The sequence below is a fragment of the Nocardia sp. NPDC047038 genome (assembly GCF_040644075.1).
Classification (GTDB): Bacteria; Actinomycetota; Actinomycetes; order Mycobacteriales; family Mycobacteriaceae; genus Nocardia; species Nocardia sichangensis.
On record NZ_JBEYVQ010000001.1, the window covers coordinates 1082378 to 1105278 of the forward strand.

Here is a 22901-nt window from a genome sequence, read left to right on the forward strand (position 1 = left end):
TGCAGCGTCAGGCGGCCGCGCAACGTCGCCATCCGGGCCTGCCGTGTGGAACTAATCCAGGCGGTAGTCGGTCCTGCTACTGAGTGTCGATCCGCGGCAGGCGGATTGCATCCGGGTCAGCGGGCGGCCGCGAGCGCCGCGAGAGTTTCGGCCGATGTGTACGCCGGTTTCCAGCCGAGATGCTGCTTCGCGCGGTTGGTGTCCATGACGACGGGGGTGCGCACGATGTGCAGCCACTCGAGGGTGGCGGGCACGAAGGGGAGATAGGTGAGGGCCGTCGAGGTCGCCGTGGCGGCGAAGGCGGGGACGCGCACCGGTCTGCCGCCCAGCGCGGTCACCACGTCGGACAGGCTGAGGGTGCCGTCGCCCGCGATGTTGTACGCGCCGGGCGGAGCGTCCGCGGTGGCGGCCAGTGCGATGGCGGTGGCCACGTCGTCGTGGTGGACGAGTTGCAGGGGGTGTCCAGGGTCGGGAACGATCGGCTTGAACAGCGGATTCGCGCGGGCCAGAGCGCGCAGCGGGCCGGGAAGTTTCGCCCACGGCAGGTCGTGCAGGGCCGGTGCCTTCGGACCCGCCACGATGCACGGCCGCAGCACGAACACCTCGAGGTCGGAGCCCGCCGTGATCTCGGTGAGCGCGGCTTCGCAGGCGGCCTTCTGCTGGGAGTAGTAGTGCTCGGTCGAGCCCTCGGGCGGCACGTCCTCGGTGAGGGGCGAAGGATTGTCCAGGTGGTAGCCGTAGGCGGCGACCGAGGAGGTGTAGACGAGGCGGCGGGCTCGTTCGGCGGCCACCGTCGCCTCGAAGACGTTGCGGGTGCCCTCGAGATTGACGCGTGCGCTGTCCTGCCGGGAGCCCATGATCACGAATGCCAGGTGGATCACCACCTCGGCGTCGGCGACCAAGGCGTCCACGGCGGCCCGGTCGAGGATGTCGCCGCGCCGGTACTCGGTCTTCGTCCAGCCGTGCGCGGCGGGGTCGAAGGGGCGGCGGGCCATGCCGAGGATCCGGCCCACCGCCGGGTCGCGTTCGAGTGTGGTGACAGCGGAGATGCCGATCTCGCCGGTCGGTCCGGTGACGGCGACGGTAATACCCATGGAGCATGAATTCCCCTGTCGCCATGGGCGAAACGGTGCTCAGTCGGGCGGCTCCACCGCGCCCGCCTCCTCGTTGCGGTCTTCATCCCGCGGGGTTTCGTAGGTTTCGAGGTCCAGGTCGTCGGGGTGGGAGGTATCGGTCTGGTCGCCCAGTTCGGGTGCCTTCTTGTTTCCGGGTTCGGTCACGTCCGTGGCCTACCCACCGATGCCGTCTTCACGCGCGGTGCGGTATCGGAATCCACCCGAGAGTTTCGGGTCGCCGTACGGCCGGCGCCGAGGAAGCGCATCCTCTCCGCACACCACCAGCGCGGTGCCGTCGATCCCGAGCAAGCATCGCGCGCGGCCCGAGGTGTCAGAGGGTGAGTAGGACCTTCGTGGCGCGGCGCTGGTCCATCGCGCGGTAGCCTTCGGCGGCTTCGTCGAGGGGCAGGGTGCGGTCGAAGACCTCGCCGGGATGGATGTCGCCGCGGAGGATGAGGTCGATCAATTCGGGCAGGAAGCGGCGCACAGGTGCGGGTCCGCCGTGCAGGTGCACACCGGAGAAGAACAGTTCCATGCCGTCGAGCGCGACATCGTGGCTCACCCCGACATAACCGACGTGTCCGCCGGGGCGCGTCGACCGGATGGCCTGTTCCATCGATTCCTGGGTCCCGACGGCTTCGACGACCGAGTGCGCGCCCAGGCCGCCGGTGAGTTCCTTGATCCGGGCCACACCGGCGTCACCGCGTTCGGCGACGATATCGGTGGCGCCGAACTTGCGGGCCAAAGCCTGGCGGTCGGCGTGGCGGCTCATGACGACGACGCGGTCCGCACCCAGCTGCCCGGCGGCCAGCACGGCCAGCAACCCGACCGCGCCGTCCCCGACGACCGCGACGGTCTTGCCGGGACCCGCCTCGGCGGCCACGGCGGCGAACCACCCGGTGCCGAGCACGTCGGACGCCGCGAGCAGGTGCGGGATCTGCTCGGGCGTGGGGGTGGCGGGGACCACGACGAGGGTGCCGTCGGCCAGCGGGATCCGGGCTTGCTCGGCCTGGGTGCCGATCATGCCGATCGGTACGTTGCGCACGCAGCGGCTCTGATAGCCGGCGCGGCAGATCTCGCAGGTGTTGTCGGAGGCGAAGAAGGAACCGACGACGAAGTCGCCGACTTTCAGGGTGCTCACTTCCGGCCCGATCTCGGTGACCACGCCGATGTATTCGTGGCCCATCGGGGTGGGTCCTCTCAGCTTCTCGATGCCGCGGTAGGGCCACAGGTCCGACCCGCAGATACAGGTGGCGGCGATGCGGATGACCGCGTCGGTGGGCTCCGCGATCCTCGGGTCCTCCCGCTGCTCGACGCGCACGTCACCGGGGGCGTGCATGACGACTCCGCGCATGATTCGGTCCTCCTTCACAAACGATGTCCGTTGTCGATCGGCTCGGCGCCGGGATACCGCTGACGGCTCGGCTCACACCCCGGCGACCAGATGCCGTTGTCGAAGTGGGAATGCCCGGTCGACCCCGATCGGGCCGGTCTCCCGCCGGGCCGAACGTCGTGTCCCCGGACTGCGCCGCTCCGAAGTGGCCGCGCCGGCCGGGGCGACCTCGCCCGGCGCCGCCGATGCCGTCCCGACCTCCAGCCGGCCCGCGGGTCGAGCCCACTTGCCCCGGCGTGCTCGGTCCTCCTGACCGTTCGGGGCCCACTGCCGGTGTCACGATCTCGTCCGGCCGGTCCGTCGATGTCCGCCCATCGTCGCGGTCGTGCGCATGCGCCGGCGGGAGCCGAAGATAGGCCCCAGCCTGATCGGCGCGATTATCGCCGGATCACCGGCGCGATCCGCATACTCAGCGCTCGCAGATGATTTCGCCGACCGCTGTTCGGGTGCGTGCGTACGTGACGACTTCGTCCGCGTAGGCCGAGGCGTCGGGTCCCGTGGTGCACTGTTGGAAGCGGCGTATGGCCTCATCGAGGCGCGGTCCTGGTCCGCGGTCGGCGAGGAGGACGACGATCGCTTCCCAGGTCCGGATGCCCGGATCGGGTTGGGACGACAACTCGTCGAGGTAGTGGTCGGCTTCCAGCAGCCGTAGCGCTCGGCGGGCGTAGGCGTGCACGCGGCGGGGAAGTTGGCCGCGGATGGCGTCGATGTCGGATTGCAACGCCTGCTGGCCCGTCTGCGCCGGGTCGAGCCGCAGGATCCACGGCGTGGTCAGTTCATCGGACAGCGAGCGAGTGTCGATCAGGTCGGGGCCGGTGGCCGATTCCAGCGGTACATGGGGCAGGGCCAGTCGTGTGTTGCGCCAGTTGCAGTACTCCCACCACGGGGTGGGGGTTGCCTTCAAGGTCAGCCCGAAGCCGAGGACCTGTTGTCCGTCGGTCCATGTGCGGGTCACGCGGGTACGGCCGACGGACGCGACGCCGCGCGCCTCGACTCGTGTCCAGGTGGGCTCGACGCCATGGAACCCGTACGGCTGTAGCAGTTTTCCTGTTTCGCGCAGAAGGCGGCGCAGTGCCGTATCGGGGTTGACCATGCCCGGCAGATTAATCGCGACATCCGACACGACGGCAGCCCACCGGGACTGCCCTCGGTATGAACCGCCCTAGAGGGCGCGTGAGCCGATTGTGGTCGGTCACAGCATTTACGCATACTACCGGCTGGTAATGAGAGGCGTCACACGCCGGTGGCGGTCCAGGAGTTAGCTGGTCTCCAGATGGGTGAAACGCGTTGGCGGGCAGCGTAAAAACGTCGTTACGTGACTGCATATTCCGGCCGCGATGCGGTAAGGGGAGTTCGCGTGTTAAATACCGATAGGTTGGTATTTATTCCCGCTTGTCCAGTGGATGAATGCCACATGAACTGCACGGTTTCCAAAAGCGGGCACTTTATTGTGTCGAGCGGTGACAGGTGACGTAAATCCACCGCGCTCGCCCTGCTGTCAAATCGTCTGGGACAGTGCGTTTCCCGGCCTGGTTCCCGTGGTGCGTGGCTTTGTTTCCGGAAACATAGTCGGGGAAGTTGTCTGAAAAATTGCCTTCCGGCGAAACATGCTTTTCTGCAACGGGTTTCGGATTGCAGCCCGCATAGTGCGGGTGTACAGATTGTGAGAACGCGGGACGGTGTCGTGGCACGCCGCACGGGTAAGACGAGCGGCGAGAATCGGCAGTCCCGTTCGCGGATATCGGAGGGCAAGTGAGCGCGGAATCTGCGGGTGCGAAAACCCGCGATGAACTGTGTATATCCGGTTTCGAACGGCCCGTGGGCCGTCGATCGGCACAGATGTTCCGCGCCGGTGGAAAGGTCTGGCGCGCGATGAAGGAGGCGCTGAATGAATGAATTCGATGCCCTGACCGAACGAGTTCTCACGATGTTCTCGCGTGGTCTGCACGTGGTCGAAATAGCACCGGACACGCCGTTGCTGGATTATGGCTTGGACTCGGTTCGGTCGGTGGAGTTGGTGATCGAGCTGGAGCGGGAGTTCGGCATCGCGATCTCCGACGAGGAGGCGGCCATGCTGCATACCGCGCGCGATGTGATCGCGTGCGTTGCGGCCAAGACGACTCGTACGCGGCACACCCGGGCCGAGGCGCGCGCGTGACCACGGACGCGGGGTGGCAGGAACAATTGCCGCGCACCGGATCCGACTCGTTCGGCGACTTCGCCGACTACAACCGACCCGGCCTGGCCGGATTGCTGCGAGCCTGCCACCTGGACGTGATGTACACCGCCGCGGAGGGCGACCATCTCGTCCGCGCGGACGGGACCCGGGTGCTAGATCTCGTCGGCGGTTTCGGCGCGGCACTGTTCGGTCACAACCATCCGGCGCTGGTACGTGCCGCGACCGCGACATTGAACCAGCAGGTGCCATTCGTGGCGCAGGGCAGTGTCCGGCCCGGCGCCGCGCGGTTGGCGCGGCGGCTGTCCGAGTCGGTCGGTGCGTCTACCGGCCGGGAGTACGTGGTGACATTGGGTTCCACCGGAGCCGACGCGGTCGAGGCGGCGATCCGGCACGCCGCGGTCGCGCACGCGCGCGCCCTGAGCGAACTGGACGCCGAGCTACGGCGGACGCTGCGCCGGCTGCGCCGCGACCGCCTGCACGATGTGCGCCCATCCGCGCCCGCCGGGGACGCCGAGCCGCGGACCGCCGCGGTCGTGCTCACCGAATCGCTGGGCCGGATCGCGCGGCTGCGTGAGCGCGGACCGGTGTTCGTCTCGCTCGCGGGCGCGTTCCACGGAAAGAGCGCCGGCGCCTTCGCGCTGACCGAACAGGCCGATACCCCGGCCGACCTGGTGGTGCCCGGCCCGCCGCGGTGGCGGCTCGACACCTGGGCGCCGGACGAGGTGGCGGACGCGTTCGCCGACGAGCTGTGCACCGTGGGTGTCATCGGCTTCGGCGCCGACGGCGCGCCCGTGCGGACGTGGCGGCGGTTGTCGCCCGTCGCGGCGGTGTTCGCCGAGCCAGTCCAAGGCGAAGGCGGTGTGCGGGAGGTTCCCGCCGAGACCCTGCGCGCCTTGCGGGAACTCGCGGATCGGCACGCCGCGGCGCTGGTCTTCGACGAGATCCAGTGCGGCATGGGCCGGACCGGCACGTTCCTGGCGTCGGCTCCCTCGGGTGTGCGCGCGGACTACTACCTGATGTCGAAATCGCTCGGCGGCGGACTGGTGAAGATCGCCGCGCTGCTGGTGGACCGCGCGCATGCCGTGTCCGACTTCGGTCGCTACCACACCTCCACCTTCGCCGACGACGAGCTGTCGGCGACGGTCGCCGACGCGGCGCTGGACCTGTTGCGCGACAACCAACTCCGGATCAGCGATGCGGGAGCGCGATTGCGGTCGCAGTTGGACGAGGTGGCCCGCCGCTGGCCGCGAGAGATCGTGGCGGTGCGTGGGCGCGGGCTCCTGCAGGGCGTGCAGCTGCGGGCGCCGGAGCCGGAATCGGCCCTGCTGCGCGAGGTCTGCGCGCCCGACATGTTCGGCTACGTGGTCGCCGGATACCTCCTGCACCGGCACGCGATCCGCGTGCTGCCCACCCTCTCGGCACCGACCACCCTGCGCGTCCAGCCCTCGGCGTTCGTCACCCAAGGCGACATGGCGCGGCTGGCGGCGGCGCTGGACGACGTCGCGGCGCTGCTGCACCGTGGGCGATACGACGTGCTGCTGGCGCACTTGGCCGCTCCCGTCACCACGAAGCCCACGGTGACGGAGCGGGCTCCGTTGCCACGGCGCGCCGATATGCCGCCGGCGCGCGACCCGCACGCGCCGACCAAGGTGGCGTTCCTGGCGAACCTGCCCGAGACGGCCGACCTGCGCAGGCTCGCCCCCGAGCTGGAATGCTGGAGCGACTCGGAATTCGCCGCCTTGCTCGAACGTCTGCGCCCCGTCGCCGATCCCTTCGAACTGACCAGGCGGACGATCTCCTCGCCCACCGGCGCCGAGGCCGAGATGATGGTGTTCGCGCTGCCGCTGACCGCCGAACAGATCGTGGCGCATCAGCGTGCCGGCGAGCGGACCCACGTGCGCGAACTGGTGTGGCACGCGGTAGAGCAGGCGATCGCGGCCGGAGCCACGGTGATCGGGCTCGGCGGCTACACCTCGATCGTCACCGATGCCGCACGCGAGGTGACGGAGGACACCGTTACGGTCACCTCCGGCAATTCGCTCACCGCGGCCTGCGCCTACGAGGTGCTCAGCGCCGAACTGGCCGCGCTGCCGTCGGGGCAGCGGCGGGTCGGCATCCTCGGCGCACTCGGCAACATCGGCTCGGTCATGGCCGAACTGCTCGCTCCGCTGGCCGATTCGCTGGTCCTGGTGGGCAGGCCGGGCGCGGGGACGCGCTTGCGCCGGGTGGCCGCCGGACTGCCCGGCGAGGTGGTCGTGAGCGAGGACCTGGCCGCACTGCGTGACTGCCGGGTGGTCGTGTCCGCCACCAACTCGGCGCGGCCGCTGATCACCGCCCGACATCTCGCCGCGCACCATCCGGTGCTCGTCTGCGATCTGGCCGTACCGGGCGACGTGGACCCGGCGGTCGCCGAGCATCCGCATCTCACCCTGGTCGACGGCGGCCGCATGGCGCTGCCGCTCGGCCAGACCCCGTCCCTACCCGAAACCGGGTTGCCCGCCGGAATCGTCTACGCGTGCATGGCCGAGACGCTGCTGCTCGGCTTCGAGCCGCGCACCGCGAGCCCGTCCTACGGCGCGCTCACCGTGGCGGGTGTCCGCGCGGCACGAAGTCTGGCCGCTCGCCACGACCTGCGCCCGGTTCTGCTGCCGACAGGAGCCACCACCGTGATCACTCCGACTACCGCGTCCGCCCCGATGTTCCTGGGGGCGGCCGACTTCGCCCCCGCTCGGGCGGGCGGCAAGGCCGCCAGTCTGCACGAGTTGCTGACCGACGGATTCGCCGTCCCAGCCGGTTTCGTCGTGCCCGCTGATCTGGACCTCGACGGCGTCGGCGACGACGATCTGTCCGGCTGGGTGCGGGCCATCGGCGGGTTCCCGGTGGCCGTGCGCTCCAGTGGCGTCCTCGAGGATCTCGACGACGCCAGTTTCGCGGGCCAGTACGAGTCCTATCTGGACATCGCGGACGCGGACGCGCTGCGGACGCACATCGAACGGTGCCGCGCCTCGGTACGCAACGAGCGGGTGCGGGCGTATCTGTCCCGCCGCGGCATGGCCGACGTCGAGGCGACGGTGGCCGTCCTGGTGCAGCGCATGGTCGAGGCACGTTGCGCCGGGGTCGGTTTCAGCATCGATGTGCTCACCGGCATCGAGGAGCACGCGGTGCTGGAGGCCTGTCACGGCGTGGGCGAGCGATTGGTCTCCGGGCAGGTCACCCCCACTCGCTACACACTGCGGCTGTCCGACGGCGGCGTGGTCGCGCGCGAGGCGGGCGAGGAGGACGTCCGGCTCGACGGCGCCGACACCGAAGCACTGGCGGCGCTATTGCTGGCGGTGCAGGCCCGCAGGCATCGGCCGCAGGACATCGAATGGGCGATCGATGACGACGGCGCACTGTGGCTGCTGCAGTCGCGAGCGGTCACCGCGATCAGCTGGCGCACCGACATCGACCAGTTCTCCGATGCGGACCTGCGCGACGGCGGCGTCTCGGCCCGGGTGTGCACACCCATGATGTTCTCGCTGTACGACAACGCCTTCCAGTACTCGATGCAGCGGTTCTTCGAGGGGCTGGGCCTGGCCGCGGCGGGCGAAGAGCCGGACTGGATGGCGATGTACTACGGCCGGGCCTACTGGAACGTGAGCGCGGTGAAGCAGTGCTTCCAGCGCATACCCGGCTTCGACGAACAGCACTTCGACGACGACCTGGGCGTCCTCAACGAGTACGGCCCCGAGGGGCCGATCCGCACGCCGAACACGCCGCTGACCATCGCCCGCGCGCTGCCCGTCGCGCTGGCGGTGCAGCGCAGCTATCGCGAACAGCTCGCCGCCGTCGACGCGTTCGCCGCGGGCTGGCCCGCCAAGTACGCGGCGTGGCGCGAGCGGGTGCGCGCGCTGCCCCGGACCGACCAGGCGACCTTCGCCGCCGACCTCGCCGACTGCCTGCTCACCCTGCACGCGACGACCGAGCGCACCTACTTCACGACGATCTATCACAACTCGAGCGTGCAGACCGACTTCAAACAGCTGCTGGACAAGGTCGACGCGGCCACCGGCGCGACCAGCTCCGCCATCGACCTGATGGGTGGTCTCGCCGAGATCAGCCACATGGCGCTGCAACGCGGAATCGTCGAATTACACCGTGTCGCACAAGAATTCGGCATGGACAGCCCGGAGTGGGAGGTGGCGCTCGCGACCTTCCTCGCCGAGCAGGGCTTCCACGCCGACGCCGAACTCGACCTCACCTGCCCGCGCTGGTCGGAGGACCCGCAGCGGGTGCGATCGATGATCGCGGTGATGCTCGAACACGGCACCGCGCCTGCCGACCCGGCAGCCACGCTGGTGGAGCAGCGCAAGCGCTACGAGTCCGAATCGGCGGCGGTCCGAGCCCGGGTTCGGGCTCGTCCGACGACACGGGTGCGCTACGCCAAGGCGCTGGACAAGCAGATCGAGCGGATGCGCCGCTACCTCGTGGCCAGGGAACGGATGCGGGAATTCTCGTCGCAGTGCTACGCCGTCGTGCGCGCCTACGTGGTGGAGGCCGGCACGCGCTTGACCGCCGCCGGCGCGCTCGAGCACGCCGACGACGCGTTCCAGCTGACCATCCACGAGCTCACCGACTTGGTCGCGGGCCGCGCGGACGCGGCGGACCTCGCGCCCGTGATCGCCTACCGCCGTGCGATGTACGCGGCCTATCGCGATCTCACACCGCCGCACGAACTCGGTGGCGGGGTGACCGTGGCCGCCGTGCGCGCCGTCGCCGACGGCGACCTGTCGGGCCTCGGATGCAGTCCCGGTGTCGCCGAGGGCACGGCGCGGGTGATCACCGCGCTCACCGACCTCGACCAATTGCGCGACGGCGACATCCTCGTCACGAGATTCACCGACCCGGGTTGGACTCCCGCGCTGGGCTTGGTGGCGGGTGTGGTGACCGAGGTGGGGGGCATGCTGTCGCACGCCGCCGTGATCGGACGCGAGTACGGCATCCCCGCCGTACTGAACGTGGCGGGCGCGACGAGCGTCGTGCGATCGGGTCAGCGGATCCGAATCGACGGCAGCGCGGGAGCGGTGCGGATCCTGGACGCGGAGTCCGTCACGGCCCCCGCGGGCGGCGCACCGTCCGCGGATCACCGGCGAGCGGACGTCGCCGCTCGCGCGCGACCGGAGGAAGACTCGCCGCCGCCCCCCGCTCTCCCCGAAACCGCCACGCAGGTGGCAGATCCTGTCGCATCACCTCGCGTGACGCGCGGCTCCGGAAAGGACACGACACTGACCGCACGTAAACGCCTGATCTGTCTCGCGGGCGGCGACGGCTCGGGCAAGACCACCCAGGTGGCGAGGATCGCCGCGGAATTCGAGGCGCAGGGCCACAGTGTCGCGGCGGTGACGATCTGGGACGCCTTCCTCGACCCGAAGGTCTCCTCGAAACTCCCTTGGGGGAGTCCCGCGGAGATCTACGGCTACCTCCAGATGCTCACCCCGCTCAGCCGCGCGCACTTCCTGTTCCACGCCATGCAGCTGGCACTGGACCTGGCCGCCGAGCGCGGCGCGGACATCGTGCTCGCGAACGCGTATTGGTACAAGTACTACGCCACCGAAGTCGCCCACGGCGGCGACCCGGCCGTCCTGCGCAGCCTGGCGGCGGGGTTCCCGGAACCCGATCGCACCTTCTACCTCGCGGTGCGGCCGCAGGACGCGCTGAGCCGCAAACGGTTGCGCAGCGACTACGAGAGCGGCTACGGCGACGAGGAGTCGTTCCTGGCTTTCCAGCAGCGCAGCCACGAGGCGCTCGACGCGCTGTCGGACGAGTTGGGCTGGATCCGGCTCGACGGCACGGCGGCGCAGGCCGAGATCACCAGCGCGGTGCTGACCCAATTGCGCGAGGACGACCGATGAGCGGCTCGTACACCCGCCGGGTGGCCCTGGTCGGCATCGACGGCGCGGGCAAGTCCTCGGTGCTGGCCGCGCTCCGCGCGCTGGCGGTGCGGACCGACGCCGGTGGGTTCGCGTCGATGACCTGCCCCGATTTCCACGACACCCGCGACGTTCCGCTCGCCGATCTGTCCCGGCAGCTGCGGGCCTTCAGCGTCGGCTGTGACGAGATCGGCGACGTCGCGATGAAGGCCACCGCGATGTACCTGCAGATGACCCTGTTCGGGCCGGTGGAACAGCACTTCCTGCGCACCTGGGAACCGGATGTGCTGGTGTGCGAGCGGCATCCGCTGATCGAACTGCTCGTCTACGGTCCGCTGTACGTGGCGCTGGCGGGCACGGACGGGCGCTGCCGCGCGCGGCAGGACGAGATCGCGGCGGTGCTCGAACGGCATCGACCGGGCACGTTCGCCGACATCCTCGCGTGGCAGCACGCCCAGGCCGAACGGCTGGGCAGCTCGCCGGACCCGTGGCTGCTGCTGTCGGAGATCGCGGAATTGGTCGGTCGCGACATCGCCGGCGCGGTATCCGGCTTCGGCGAACGGTTTCGCACCACGCTGCCGGACGCGGTGTTGTGGCTCGACGCACCGCCCGGGCAGGCCGCGGCCCGCTGTGCGCGGCGGTCGGCACACGGGCCCGTCGAGGCCCATGAGACCGCCGAGCGGCTGACCACCCTGCGCTCGGGATACGAGCGGGTGCGCGAGACCCTCGCGACCGCGTTCCCGGAAGTGGCGTTTCACCGCATCGACACCGCCGACGACGTCGACCTCGAGGAATCGGTGCGCGCCTGCGTGACGGAAGGGAAGTTGCTCGGATGAGTGCACGTGACGACATCGGCTCGGCGGACCTGGAGGCGCGGGTCCGCGCGATCGTCGGCGAGGTGCTGTGGGTGCCCGCGACCGATCTGGATCCGGCGGCACCGCTGATCGACTACGGACTCGATTCGCCGACCGCCATCGAACTGACCATTCAGCTCGAACAGGAGTTCTGCGTGAGCATTCCGGAAGACGTCGCCGTCCGGCTGACCACGGTCGCGACGATCGTGCGCTATGTCGAGGACCAGCCATGACCGCGTCATCAGGGACACTGCGCCCGCAACACCCGAGCATCGTGCACGCGCTGCTGTCCGGCGGCGACCGAGGTACGGCGGCGGCGTCGACGGTGATCCTGGCCGAGCGCGCCGCTGCCCGGCACGACGACGAAATACGCTGGCGCCACGATGATCTGGTGAGCGCTGCGGGCCGCGCCGCGGCGGGCCTGGCCGCCGACGGCGTGCGCCGGGGCGACCGCGTGTTGCTGTGCCTGCCCACCTCGGCGGAGTTCGTCACGGCCTTCTTCGGCGCACTGTCGCTCGGCGCGGTGCCCACCGCCATCGCCACGCCGGGCGGCTTCGGGGCCGCCGAAATCTTCCTGGACCGGTTCACCCGGCTGCTGGCCTATCTGGAACCGGCGGCCGTGGTGAGCACTCCGGCGGTGCTCACCACGTTGCCAGTGCCCGCGTCGGTGGCGACGATCGACGCCTCGGCACTGCATGCGCTGGCAGGCACACCGGGCGCTCCCGCGCTCGCGCCCCACTTGCCCGCACCGGAGGATCTCGCGTTCATTCAAGCCACCTCCGGCTCGACCGGCACGCCCAAGGGGGTTCAGGTCACCCACGCGAATCTGGCCGCCAACTGCGAGCAGATCGCCCGCGCCGCCGCGATCGGACCCGGCGACACCTGGGTGGGCTGGCTGCCGCTGCACCACGACATGGGCCTGATCGGCGGGTTTCTCACACCGCTGTTCCGTGGCATCGACGCGGTGCTGATCCCGCCCAACCGGTTTCTGCGCCACCCGGCCGATTGGCTGCGCGCGGTGCACCGGCATCACGGAACTCACACCGCCGCACCGAATTTCGCCTACGGTTACGCCGCCGCCCGCATCGCCGACGGTGAACTCGACGGAGTGGATCTGTCCGCATGGCGGTTCCTGTTCTGCGGCGCCGAACCGATCCATCCGCCCACGGTGCGGCGGTTCGTCGACCGGTTCGGCCGCTGGGGGCTGCCTTCCGACGCGCTCGTACCGTGCTACGGCTTGGCCGAGGCGTCGCTGGCGGTGACGGTGTCCGATCCGCGGGCGCCGATCGCGTTCGACTCGGTCTCCCGGCGCGGACTGGCCGAAGACGGCGTCGCGGTGGATGTCCCGGCCGGTGACGGCGACGCGCTCGACATCGTCGACTGCGGAGCGCCCGTGACGGGCACCGAAGTCCGCGTGGTGGACGAGAACGGAACGCCGTGCGGCGCGAATCTGCTCGGCCGGGTGCAATTCCGTGGGCCGTCCACCACGCCCGGCTACTTCCGGCTGCCCGAAGCCACCGCCGCCACCCGGACGCAGGGCTGGTGGGACACCGGGGACATCGGCTACCTGCGCGACGGGCGGTTGCGGATCACCGGGCGACGCAAAGACCTGATCATCATCCGCGGCGCGAACTACCTGCCCACCGACTTCGAGATCGCCGCCGAGCAGGTGCCGGGAGTGCGGCCGGGCGGCGTGGTCGCGCTGGGACGAACCGATGCAGGCGCCGGATCGGAAGAGTTGCACCTGATCGTCGAATCCGCCGTGGCGCGGACGGAGCACGACGCACTGGCCCGTGCGGTACGCGCCGCGGTGAGCAAACGCACCGGCGTGCTGGCGGCCGGTGTGCGGATCGTCGCGCCGCGCAGCATCCCGAAGACCACCAGCGGCAAAGTCCAGCGCGCCGCGGCGCGGCGCCTGCTCGACGGCGACGCCGACGAACTGGTCGGCGCCGTGCGCGGGGGAGACGTGGCGCGGTGACACCGACGACCGGGACCGGCGAGCGTCGCCTCGACGGCCCGTCCACCAGGCATCCCTTGGGCGTCTACGCCCGGTACCGGACCGACCCGCTCGGTCTGTTCTACGAGTCCGCGCTCCACTACGGCAGTGTCCGGCTGCGCCTGGCGCACCAGCACGTGCACCTGCTGGTCGAACCCGAGCACATCGAGCAGGTGCTGGTCAGCCGTGCGGGGCGCTACGAGAAGGGGATCAGCTACCGAAGCCTGAACCATTTGCTCGGTCCCGGCTTGCTGACCAGCGGCGGCGAGCTGTGGAAACGTCAGCGCGCCCTGATCAAACCGGCTTTCACGCGCCGTCATGTGGAGTCCGAGATCCCGCTGATGGTCGAGTGTGGACAGCGTATGCGCACCCGCTTGGATGCCCGCGCCGCCGACGGCGCGGCCTTCGACCTGGTGCCCGAGCTGATGGGATTCGCCGCCGACGTGGTGTGCCGCGCGGTGCTCGGCGCGGACCTCGACGGCGTGCTTCCGCAGATCGAAGACGACGTGCGCCAGGGCGTCTCGTGGGTCATGCGGCATATGGCCGCGCCGATCCAGCTGCCGCCGCGCCTCCCGACTCCGGGTAACCGGCGGCTGTGGGCAGTGCGACGCCGGTTGCACCACGTGGTCGACGAGGTGATCGGCAGGCACCGGCGAACCGACGACGACGCCGGGTCATTGCTCGCCCGGCTGCTCACCGCCCGCGACGACGCGGGACACGCGATGGACGACGCGCAGCTGCGGCACGAGGTGCTGACCTTCTTGCTCGCCGGTCACGAAACCACCGGAGCGGCGCTGGCCTGGACGATCTACGAACTGGGCCGCAACCCCGTCGTGCTCGACCGGGTGCGCGCCGAGATCGACGCGCTGCCGGACGCGCCGGACGACCCGGACGCCGTGCGGGCCGCGCTGCCCCGGCTGGAGTACACCGGCCGCGTGATCGATGAGGCGATGCGCCTGCATCCGCCGGCTTGGGCGTTCAGCCGTACCGCGCTCGAGCCGGACCATTTCGACCGGTTCGACCTGCGACCCGGTGCGATCGTCGTGATCAGCCCGTTCGTCAACCATCGCCTGCCCCGGTTCTGGGACGCGCCGCTGACCTTCGATCCCGACCGGTTCACCAAGGAGCGGAACCGGGCGCGCCCGCCGTTCCGGTACTTCCCCTTCGGCTGGGGCGCGCATCTGTGCGTCGGCCAGCAGATGGCGCTGATCGAGATCCGGGTGGGTCTGGCGATGGTGCTGTCGCGCTACGACATCGAATTGGTGAACGGGATGCGGGTGCGCGAGCACCCGGAGATCTCCAACACCCCCGACCCGGTCCTGGTGCGGTTGACCTGGCGCGAGCGCGCCGTCCCGGCGACCCGGACCAGACAGGAGGCCGCACGATGACCAGTGCCACCACCGGCGCGATACTGCGCGCCGAAACCCTCGCGGCGGACCCGGCGGCCGCGGCGCACGCCGGAGCCAAGGCCGCCAACCTCGCCAGACTGCAGGCCGCCGGATATCGCGTGCCGCCGTTCGCCGTGCTGGGCACCGATACGTGCGCGCGGTTGCTGGCTCCGTCCGCCGACGCCATCGCGGGACTGCTCGCCGAACTCGATCCGGACGACCCGGCCGCCTTGCGGTCGGTGTCGTCCCGGATCCGCGCTCTCGTCGAGGGATGCCCCCTGCCCGGCGATATCGCCGCCGAACTCGACGCCGTGGTCGCCGAACTGGCCGCCGTCGTTCCGGCCGCCGCGGGCGAGGTGCGCTTCGCCGTGCGATCGTCGGTGCGCGGGGAGGATTCGGCGACCGACTCCTTCGCCGGACAGCTCGACACCGTGCTGAACGTCGGGGCCGCTGATCTGCCCGCCGCGATCGGGACGGTACTCGCCTCCGCGTGGTCGGAGCGCACGCTGTTCTACCGGGCGCGCCGCGGTCTCGACAATGCGCCGGTCGCCTGCGCCGTGGTGGTGCAAGTACTGCTGGACAGCGCCGTCTCAGGGGTGGTGTTCAGCTGCAATCCGCGCAGCGGTGATCCCTCCGAAGCCGTGGTCGCGGCCGCACTCGGGCTGGGCGAAGGCGTGGTGGCGGGCACGGTGGACTGCGATACCTACTTCGTCGACCGCGGCACCGGCGCCATCACCTCACGGGTGGTCGCCGACAAGCGCAGCCGGGTCGCACCCGCGCCGCACGGCGCGGGGACCACGGTCGAAGAACTCGCCGACCCGCTGACCGCGGCTGCGCTGTCGGACACGGAGATCCAGGAGTTGGCCGAGGTGGCGGGCGCACTCGCGGACCGCTTCGGCGCACCGCAGGATGTCGAGTTCGCCTACACGCCGGACGGGCGGTTGCACCTGTTGCAGGCGAGACCGGTCACGGCGACCGGCGCACGCGAGACGGTATTCGACAACGTCAATGTCGCGGAGTCGTATCCGGGGCTGTCGAGCCCGCTGACGTTCTCGGTGCTGCGTACCGCCTATGAGCGGGTCTTCCGCACGTGTCACCGCGATTTCGGCGCCACCGCGCGGATCGTCGAGCGCAACGCCGCCGATCTGTATCCGTACCTGGTCGGCACCGCGCGCGGCCGGATCTACTACAACATCAGCAACTGGTACCGCCTGTTCCTCGAGATCCCCGGCATGGAATTCGCCATCGAAGGCTGGGAGGCCGCGCTCAATATCGAGAACCGATACCAGCGACCGCCTGCGCCTGCCCGTGGTATCGCCCGGCTGCGCGCGATCGCGCTGCGCCTGCGTGTGTTCGCGATCATCCTGCTCGGCTGGCTGCGACTGCCACGGCGGCTGCGCGCGTTCTTCACGGCGCTGGCGGCGGCGACCACAGACCTCGAACGCAGGCTGGACGAGGATCGGCCGGAGCGCGACCGCGACGCACACGCGTTGCTGGCGTGGACCGAACGCTTCTTCGACGAACTCGTGCCCGCCTACTCGGTGCAGATCTTCAACGATTTCCTCGCCCAGCAGATGTTCCATGTGGTCGGACTGCAGTTGCGCCGAGCCGGTCTCGCCGAGGAAGCGGCGCTCACCCTGCGCAACGAATTGTTCTGCGGCGAGGACGGTGTCGACAGCGTCGATCCGGTGCGGTCGGCACTGGCACTGGCCGCGCGGGTGCGCGCCGACTCGGCGCTGCGTGCGCTGTTCGACGGTCCTTCCACCGCGCAGCAAGTGTGGGCGTCCCTGTCGGAAGACCGGTTCGCGACCTTCCGCGCGGCGTGCCTGCGCCACATCGCCGAGTTCGGCGACCGCACGGTGGACGAACTCAAGCTGGAGACCGATCCGCTCGGCGAGCACCCCGAACGACTGGTGCCCATGCTGCGGAATTACCTGCGTGGCGGGCAGAACGCCGATGACATGATCGCGCGTGAGCAGGCGATCCGGCGTGCGGCCGAGCGGACGGCGGCCGAGCTGTTCGCAGGTGAAGGCGTGCGGCGGTGGGTTTTCCGGCTCGCGCTCCGGCTCGCCCGCGAACACGTGAAGCAGCGCGAGAACATGCGGCTGGGCCGCAGCCGCGCCTTCGGTCTGCTCAAGCGGGTGTTCCGGGAGTACGGCAGGCGACTGCACGCCGACGGCCTGGTGGGTGATCCGCGCGACGTCTTCTGGCTCACCTACGAGGAGATCGCGGCCCTCACCCGCGGAACGGCGGTGGACACCGACATCACGCGTACCGTCGCCCTCCGCAAGGCGGATTACGACCGCTGGCAGGCTCAGCGCCTGCCCTCCCGCATCGTCACGACCGGGATCGCCGCGTCGGGGATCGGCGATCCGGCACTGGAGCAACCGGGCCCGGACGCTGCCGAGGGAGCGCGCGTACTGCACGGAATCGGTTGCGCCCCAGGTCGCGTCGAGGCTCCCGCGCTTGTCCTGGACACCCCGGATCCGGACGTCGCGATCGATGGGCAGATCCTCGTCGCCGCGACCACCGATCCGGGCTGGGTGTTCCTCATGGTCGCCGCGGGCGGCCTGGTCAGCGAACGAGGCAGCCTGCTCTCCCACACCGCCATCATCGGACGCGAACTCGGCATCCCCACGGTCGTCGGCGTGCCCGGAGTAACCCGCCTGATCGGAAACGGTGACGTCCTGGTGCTGGACGGCCGCGCGGGAACCGTGACCCTCGGGCAGGAGCGACGACCATGACCGCACCCGATCTGGCCCACGGCGAGAATTTCAGCCTGGAGCACTATCTCGACCCAGCCGCGCACACGTTCGACCAGCGCTTCGCGGAATTCCGGCCCTACGCGCAGCACGCTCGCGGCAGCGGGTTCGTGTTGCGAGAAGTGGCCGGGCCGTCCGGCGCGGTCGTCCCGGTGCGCGATCCGGCGACCGGCGCGACCGACGAGCTGATCATGCTCGGGTCCAACAACTACCTCGGCCTGGGCAACGAGCCGAGCATCGTCGAGGCCGCCATCGCCGCCATTCGCGAATACGGTGTGGGACACGGCGGCCCGCCCTTGCTCAACGGCACCACCACTTTGCACCGGCGGCTCGAGGAACGGCTGGCCGAACTGAAGGGCTGCGAGTCGGCCATGGTCTTCTCCTCGGGCTACGCGGCCAATGTCGGCTGGGTGACCGGTCTGCTGCGCAGAGGCGACGTGCTGCTCTACGACGAACAGAACCATGCCAGCCTGTACGACGGCATCCAGCTCGGCCGGGTGCGCTCGATGGCCTTCGCGCACAACGATGTACGCCAGCTGCGCCACCGGCTGATGCAGATCCGCTGGCGCAATCCAGGGGCGAACGTGGTGGTGGCCGTCGAGGGCGTGTACTCGATGGACGGCGACATCGCACCGCTGCCGGAGATCCGCGCGCTGTGCGACGCCTTCGGCGCGTGGCTGGCGGTGGACGACGCGCACGGCACCGGAGTACTCGGCGCGCGCGGGCACGGCACCGCCGAGCATTTCGGGCTCGGTCCGGGATCGGTGGAGCTGACCATGGGCACGTTCTCGAAGGTCTTCGCGGGCACCGGCGGCTTCGTCACCGGGTCGCGAGACCTGGTGGACACGCTGCGCTTCTTCGCCCGCTCCTACATGTTCTCCGCCGCGCTCGCCCCCTCGGTGGTCGCGGCGGTGCTCGCCGGAATCGACTTCCTGGCCGCGCATCCCGAACGCGTGGCGCGACTGCACGACAACGTCGGCTACTTCGTGCGCGGGCTGCGCGCGATGGGTTTCGCCGTCGACCCGCAGACCGCGATCATCCCGCTGCTCGTACCACAGCGTCTCGCCGTCGCCGACGTGGTCACCGCTCTGCATCGGGAGGGTGTGTTCGTCAACGGCGTCGAATTCCCGGCCGTGCCCCGCGACCAGCAGCGCCTGCGGATCAGCATGATGGCCACCCTCACCCGCGACCACCTCGACCGCGCACTGGACCGCATCGACACCGTCGCCCGCCGCTTCGGCTTCCATCCCGAACAGGAAGGGATCGCTTGACATGACCGACACCGTGATCGCCGCGGCCGGAACCGACGCCGAACGGCTGCTGGTACACGCCGCGCTGGCCGCACCCAGCAGCGAAGAACGCGCGGAACTGGTCGAGCTGGCCCACCGGGTCACCGATTGGGCGGCCTTCTTCGAGTTGGCACAGCTCAACGCGACCGTCCCGCTGGCGCGGCGCTCGCTGATCGCCGCCGAGGTGTACGAGCTGGTGCCGCCCCTGGTCCGGGTGCGGTTCGACGCCGTCACCGAGCAAATCGCGACCGCCAACGACCGCCGCCTGGCCGGGGCGGTGGAGCTGGTGCGGCGGCTCGACGAACGCGGTGTGCGCTGCGTGGTGCTCAAGGGCATGCTCTTCGCCACCGAGATCTACCGCGACCCGCGCTACAAGCGCATGAACGACCTGGACATCCTGCTGGAACCGGACCAGGTCGACACGGCCGTCGAGGTCTACCGTGAACTCGGCCTGTTCGCGACCTCGGAGCTGCTCGGCAAGCCGCCCAAGGCGCGGGCCGAGCGATCCCACCACCTGCCGTCGTTCGTCTCGCGCGACGGCGCGCTCGTGGTGGGCACGCACTGGGGCCTGATCACGCCGCTGGCGCCCTACACGGTGGACTACACCGCGATATGGAAACGTGTGCGTCCCATCGACTTCCACGGCGTACCCGCGTGGGCGATGGCGCACGAGGACAACCTGCACCATCTGGGCATCCACCTGCCCTACTACAAAACCGGCGTACGCGAACTCGGCGACATCTGGAACCTGGCCCGATACGCGGGCACGGACCTCGACTACGACCTGCTCTCCGCTCAGATCGCGGCGGCGGGCAGCGAGGGCCTGATGTACCACGCCCTCGCCCTCGCGCACCGGCTGGTGCCGAACCCCGACTTCGCGGCGCTGCTGGACCGGATCGCGCCCCGCGTGGACCGATTCACCCGCGCCGACACCGCGCGCAAGGTCGCCGACGTGCACACGTTGCTGCGCAGCCGTTCCACCCACACCTCCCGGATCGAGAAGGCCTACACCGAATTCAATATGACCGCTGACGCGCGGGAGAAGCTGGACGGCTTCGCGCGGCTGTGGTCCGGGCTGCTCCTTGTCCCCGGCGCCGAAGCGGCCAGGATGAGTTCGCTGCGCGATCCGGGCGCGGTGGCCGCCGTCGGGGCCCGCTTGGTCGCGCCCTACCGTCTGACCAGGGTGTTCCAGCGTGACCTCGGCCGGTGGCTGTTCCCCGCCGCGCTGGCCAAGACGGTCTACGACCTCGGCGCGGCATACGCTGGGGAACTCCGGTCCCGCACCGGGCTCGGCGGTGCGCGGCCGCCCGGCATCGACGACTACGCCGCCCGCCTCGGGCTGACCAGAGCGGACCTGCGAGCAGTACTGGACAGCCAGGAATGAGCCCACGGCCGACCGTGCTGTGGGATCTGGACGGCACGTTGATCGGGCAGCGGCGGCGCACCTTCGCGACGCTGATGCCCGCGGGCGCGGCTTGGGTGTTCCGCGATCTCGTCCCACCGCACCGCTTCCTGCCCCTGCTGCGCCGCACGCTGGGTGACGTGCGCGCCAACGACAGCGACCACACCAACACGGAGCTGATGGTGCTGCTGCTCGCCCAGCGTCTCGGCACCGGCCGTGAGGTGGTCGCGGACCGCCTCACCCGGTTGGCCGAGGTCGAATTCGCGCGGCTGCGCGCGTGTTTCCCGCCGCGCCCGGCGGCGGTGGCGACGGTGCGCGGGCTGGCGGAGGCGGGTGCGCGGCAAGTGGTCGCGACCAACCCGTTGTGGCCGCGCAGCACCGTCGAGGCCAGGATCCGTTGGGGCGGAATCGATCTCGCTTCGTTCGCCTTCGTCACCAGCGGTGACACCATGCACCGCGCCAAGCCGCGGCTCGAGTTCTATCGCGAACTGCTCGACCAGTTGGGCGCGGCCGCGGGTGACTGCGTCATGGTCGGCAACGACCCGGCTCACGACGGTCCCGCCGCGCAACTGGGCATCCCGGTCTTCCTGGTCGGCCCGCCCACCACCGGCATACCGCCGGCCGTGGCCCGGACCGGACTGGTCACGGTGGGGGATCACCACGCACTACGCCGATGGCTCGGCATCGAGGAGGATTCGTGCTCGTCGTCCTGAACCCGCGAGCGAACGCGGGTACCGCGCTGCGGCGCTGGGAGCCGGTGGAATCCGCCCTGCGCGCCCGTCACCCGCACCTGTCGGTCGAACTGCCCGCCGACGCGGGGCACGCCACCGCCCTCGTGCGCGCGGCCGTCACCCGGCCCGATCCGCCGCCGGTGCTGGTCGCCGCGGGCGGCGACGGCATGGTCAACCTGGTGCTGAACGCGCTCATGGACCCGGCAACCGACCACCCGCGCGCTCCCGGCTGCGCACTGGGCGCGGTGGGGCTGGGCAGTTCGAACGACTTCCACAAACCGGTGCCCGGCACCGGACGTATCGGCACCGTTCCGGTGCGGGTCGACGCCGCGCGCGCCGAATTCGTCGACGTGGGCAAGGCGTGCGTGCTGCTGGCCGACGGCACGCGCGCGGTGCGCTATTTCCTGCTCAACGCCAGCATGGGGCTGGTCGCCGCGGGCAATCATTCCTTCAACCACGCCACCGGGGTGGTCGGCTGGCTCAAGTCGCGCAGCGTGGAGGCCGCCATCATCGCCACCGCACTCGCCACCCTTGCCACCCATCGGCCGCTGCCCGTCGCCGTTCGTGGCGGCGACTGGAGCCACGCGGCCCCGGTCACCAACATCGGCGTGCTCAAGAGCGTGCACTTCGCCGGCGGCATGCGCTACGACACGGCGGTCACCCGCGCCGACGGCCGGTTCGATGTGAACATCTGGGCCGAGGCGGGGAAGCTCAGGACGCTCGGCTTGGTCGCGGGACTGTACGCGGGCCGATTCCGGCGGTCGCCGCTGGCGGTATGCCATCGCGATTCGGTCGTGGAGCTGCGGCCGGATCGTCCGGCGCCGCTGGAGTTGGACGGCGAGGTCACGATGGTGGAGTCGGCGCGGCTGGAGGTTCTGCCGCGGGTACTGAAGGTGTGTGCCGCGTGACGGTGGTGCTCGTCACCGGAGCGGCCAACGGCATGGGCGCGGCCACCATGGAACGCCTTGCGGCGCTGGGGTACACGGTCGAGGGATGCGACCGGGTCGCCGCGTCCGGAATCGCCCGGGTCGACGTGCGCGACGAAGAGGCGGTGAACCGCTGGGTTCGCGACGTGCACGCCAGGCACGGCAGCATCCATGCGGTCGTCACCTTCGCGGCGTACGGCGTCGTCGGCGCGGTCGAGGAGACCACGCCCGCAGAGGCCGCGGCGCTCTATGACACCAACGTCCTCGGCACGCACCGAGTACTGCGCGCGGTGCTGCCGTTGCTGCGCGCCCGAGGCGCAGGCCGCGTGATCGTCGTCAGTTCGGGAGCGGGCGCCGTCGCCGAGCCATACGGCGGTTGGTACTCGGCTACGAAGGCCGCCGTCGAACGGATCGGCGAAGCCGCGCGCATCGAGGCCGCCGGGTCGGGCATCCAGGTGTCGGTACTCATCCCGGGATGGACCGTCACCCCGATCATCGACACGGCGCGACACGTGTCGAGCCCGATCTCCGCCTACGACCACGACCGCGCCGCCGTGCTGGACCTCGTACGCGGCTACTTGGCCGCGGGACAGCCCGCCGCCGCGGTGGCCGACAAGGTCGCGATGATCCTGGCCTCGGACCGGCCACGGCAGACCTACCTGTGCGGCCGTGACGTCCGCTTGTCCTTCTGGACCCGCAGGCTGCTCCCGAGCCGGGTATACGAGCGAATGGTGCGCCGATACTACGGTTTCCGGCCGGAGCCTGCCCGCCCGCTGCCGAACGCCTTGCTCGGCGAGCTGCGGGCCACCACTGGTCCGCGGTCACCGGCGGACGGCTGACCAGGGCTTTTCCGGGCGGCCGGGCGGAGGGATCGACACCCCGCCCGGACCGCATAGGAGTTGTACCAGCTTCCGGCTGGCGAATCGGGGATTTCCGGTCGTCTCACTAGAATGGGGC

The 22901-nt window shown here is 70.3% G+C and carries 16 protein-coding genes; 12 read left to right on the top strand and 4 right to left on the bottom strand.

Annotated features, from left to right (window positions below; translation table 11 throughout):
* Window positions 1-116 precede the first annotated feature (116 nt).
* The 4 genes from ABZ824_RS05280 to ABZ824_RS05295 all read right to left on the bottom strand — a co-directional run bounded on the left by ABZ824_RS05280 (window position 117) and on the right by ABZ824_RS05295 (window position 3601).
* Complete coding sequence (locus tag ABZ824_RS05280) at window positions 117-1094, bottom strand: NAD-dependent epimerase/dehydratase family protein (RefSeq protein WP_355070687.1); 978 nt, start codon at window positions 1092-1094, stop codon at window positions 117-119.
* A 39-nt stretch (window positions 1095-1133) separates the two neighbouring features.
* On the bottom strand, window positions 1134-1280 hold the full coding sequence (locus tag ABZ824_RS05285) for a hypothetical protein (protein ID WP_355070689.1): 147 nt from the start codon (window positions 1278-1280) through the stop codon (window positions 1134-1136).
* Between the two features lie 166 nt (window positions 1281-1446).
* Window positions 1447-2469, bottom strand: coding sequence for a zinc-dependent alcohol dehydrogenase family protein (locus ABZ824_RS05290; RefSeq protein ID WP_356961753.1), 1023 nt, complete (start codon window positions 2467-2469; stop codon window positions 1447-1449).
* Window positions 2470-2917: 448 nt separating this feature from the next.
* Window positions 2918-3601: a hypothetical protein gene (locus ABZ824_RS05295; RefSeq protein WP_356961755.1), complete on the bottom strand. Its 684-nt coding sequence runs from the start codon at window positions 3599-3601 to the stop codon at window positions 2918-2920.
* A gap of 795 nt (window positions 3602-4396) precedes the next feature.
* Between ABZ824_RS05295 and ABZ824_RS05300 the strand changes: the two genes are divergently transcribed.
* The 12 genes from ABZ824_RS05300 to ABZ824_RS05355 are packed head-to-tail and all read left to right on the top strand — an operon-like array spanning window position 4397 to window position 22783.
* Window positions 4397-4666: an acyl carrier protein gene (locus tag ABZ824_RS05300; protein WP_355070694.1), complete on the top strand. Its 270-nt coding sequence runs from the start codon at window positions 4397-4399 to the stop codon at window positions 4664-4666.
* Window positions 4663-10578, top strand: coding sequence for an aminotransferase class III-fold pyridoxal phosphate-dependent enzyme (locus ABZ824_RS05305; protein WP_356961757.1), 5916 nt, complete (start codon window positions 4663-4665; stop codon window positions 10576-10578). The genes ABZ824_RS05300 and ABZ824_RS05305 overlap by 4 nt, the downstream gene beginning before the upstream one ends.
* Window positions 10575-11432 (top strand): hypothetical protein, encoded by an 858-nt coding sequence (locus ABZ824_RS05310; RefSeq protein ID WP_355070698.1) that lies wholly within the window; start codon window positions 10575-10577, stop codon window positions 11430-11432. Before ABZ824_RS05305 ends, ABZ824_RS05310 begins: the two co-directional genes overlap by 4 nt.
* Window positions 11429-11683 carry a phosphopantetheine-binding protein gene (locus ABZ824_RS05315; protein ID WP_356961759.1) on the top strand — a complete coding sequence of 85 codons (255 nt, stop codon included), beginning with the start codon at window positions 11429-11431 and terminating at the stop codon, window positions 11681-11683. The genes ABZ824_RS05310 and ABZ824_RS05315 overlap by 4 nt, the downstream gene beginning before the upstream one ends.
* Window positions 11680-13428 carry an AMP-binding protein gene (locus ABZ824_RS05320; RefSeq protein ID WP_356961760.1) on the top strand — a complete coding sequence of 583 codons (1749 nt, stop codon included), beginning with the start codon at window positions 11680-11682 and terminating at the stop codon, window positions 13426-13428. Before ABZ824_RS05315 ends, ABZ824_RS05320 begins: the two co-directional genes overlap by 4 nt.
* On the top strand, window positions 13425-14834 hold the full coding sequence (locus tag ABZ824_RS05325) for a cytochrome P450 (protein ID WP_356961762.1): 1410 nt from the start codon (window positions 13425-13427) through the stop codon (window positions 14832-14834). Before ABZ824_RS05320 ends, ABZ824_RS05325 begins: the two co-directional genes overlap by 4 nt.
* Window positions 14831-17578 carry a PEP/pyruvate-binding domain-containing protein gene (locus ABZ824_RS05330; RefSeq protein ID WP_356961764.1) on the top strand — a complete coding sequence of 916 codons (2748 nt, stop codon included), beginning with the start codon at window positions 14831-14833 and terminating at the stop codon, window positions 17576-17578. Before ABZ824_RS05325 ends, ABZ824_RS05330 begins: the two co-directional genes overlap by 4 nt.
* Window positions 17575-18867, top strand: coding sequence for a pyridoxal phosphate-dependent aminotransferase family protein (locus tag ABZ824_RS05335; protein WP_356961765.1), 1293 nt, complete (start codon window positions 17575-17577; stop codon window positions 18865-18867). Before ABZ824_RS05330 ends, ABZ824_RS05335 begins: the two co-directional genes overlap by 4 nt.
* A gap of 1 nt (window position 18868) precedes the next feature.
* Entirely contained in the window at window positions 18869-20269 is a 1401-nt protein-coding gene (locus ABZ824_RS05340) for a nucleotidyltransferase family protein (protein WP_356961767.1), read from the top strand.
* Complete coding sequence (locus ABZ824_RS05345; RefSeq protein ID WP_356961768.1) at window positions 20266-21000, top strand: HAD family hydrolase; 735 nt, start codon at window positions 20266-20268, stop codon at window positions 20998-21000. Before ABZ824_RS05340 ends, ABZ824_RS05345 begins: the two co-directional genes overlap by 4 nt.
* The gene (locus tag ABZ824_RS05350) at window positions 20985-21926 is read left to right on the top strand and encodes a diacylglycerol kinase family protein (RefSeq protein WP_356961769.1); all 942 of its coding nucleotides are present in this window, start codon (window positions 20985-20987) and stop codon (window positions 21924-21926) included. The genes ABZ824_RS05345 and ABZ824_RS05350 overlap by 16 nt, the downstream gene beginning before the upstream one ends.
* Window positions 21923-22783, top strand: a complete 861-nt coding sequence (locus tag ABZ824_RS05355) for an SDR family NAD(P)-dependent oxidoreductase (protein WP_356961771.1) — start codon at window positions 21923-21925, stop codon at window positions 22781-22783. Before ABZ824_RS05350 ends, ABZ824_RS05355 begins: the two co-directional genes overlap by 4 nt.
* Window positions 22784-22901 lie beyond the last annotated feature (118 nt).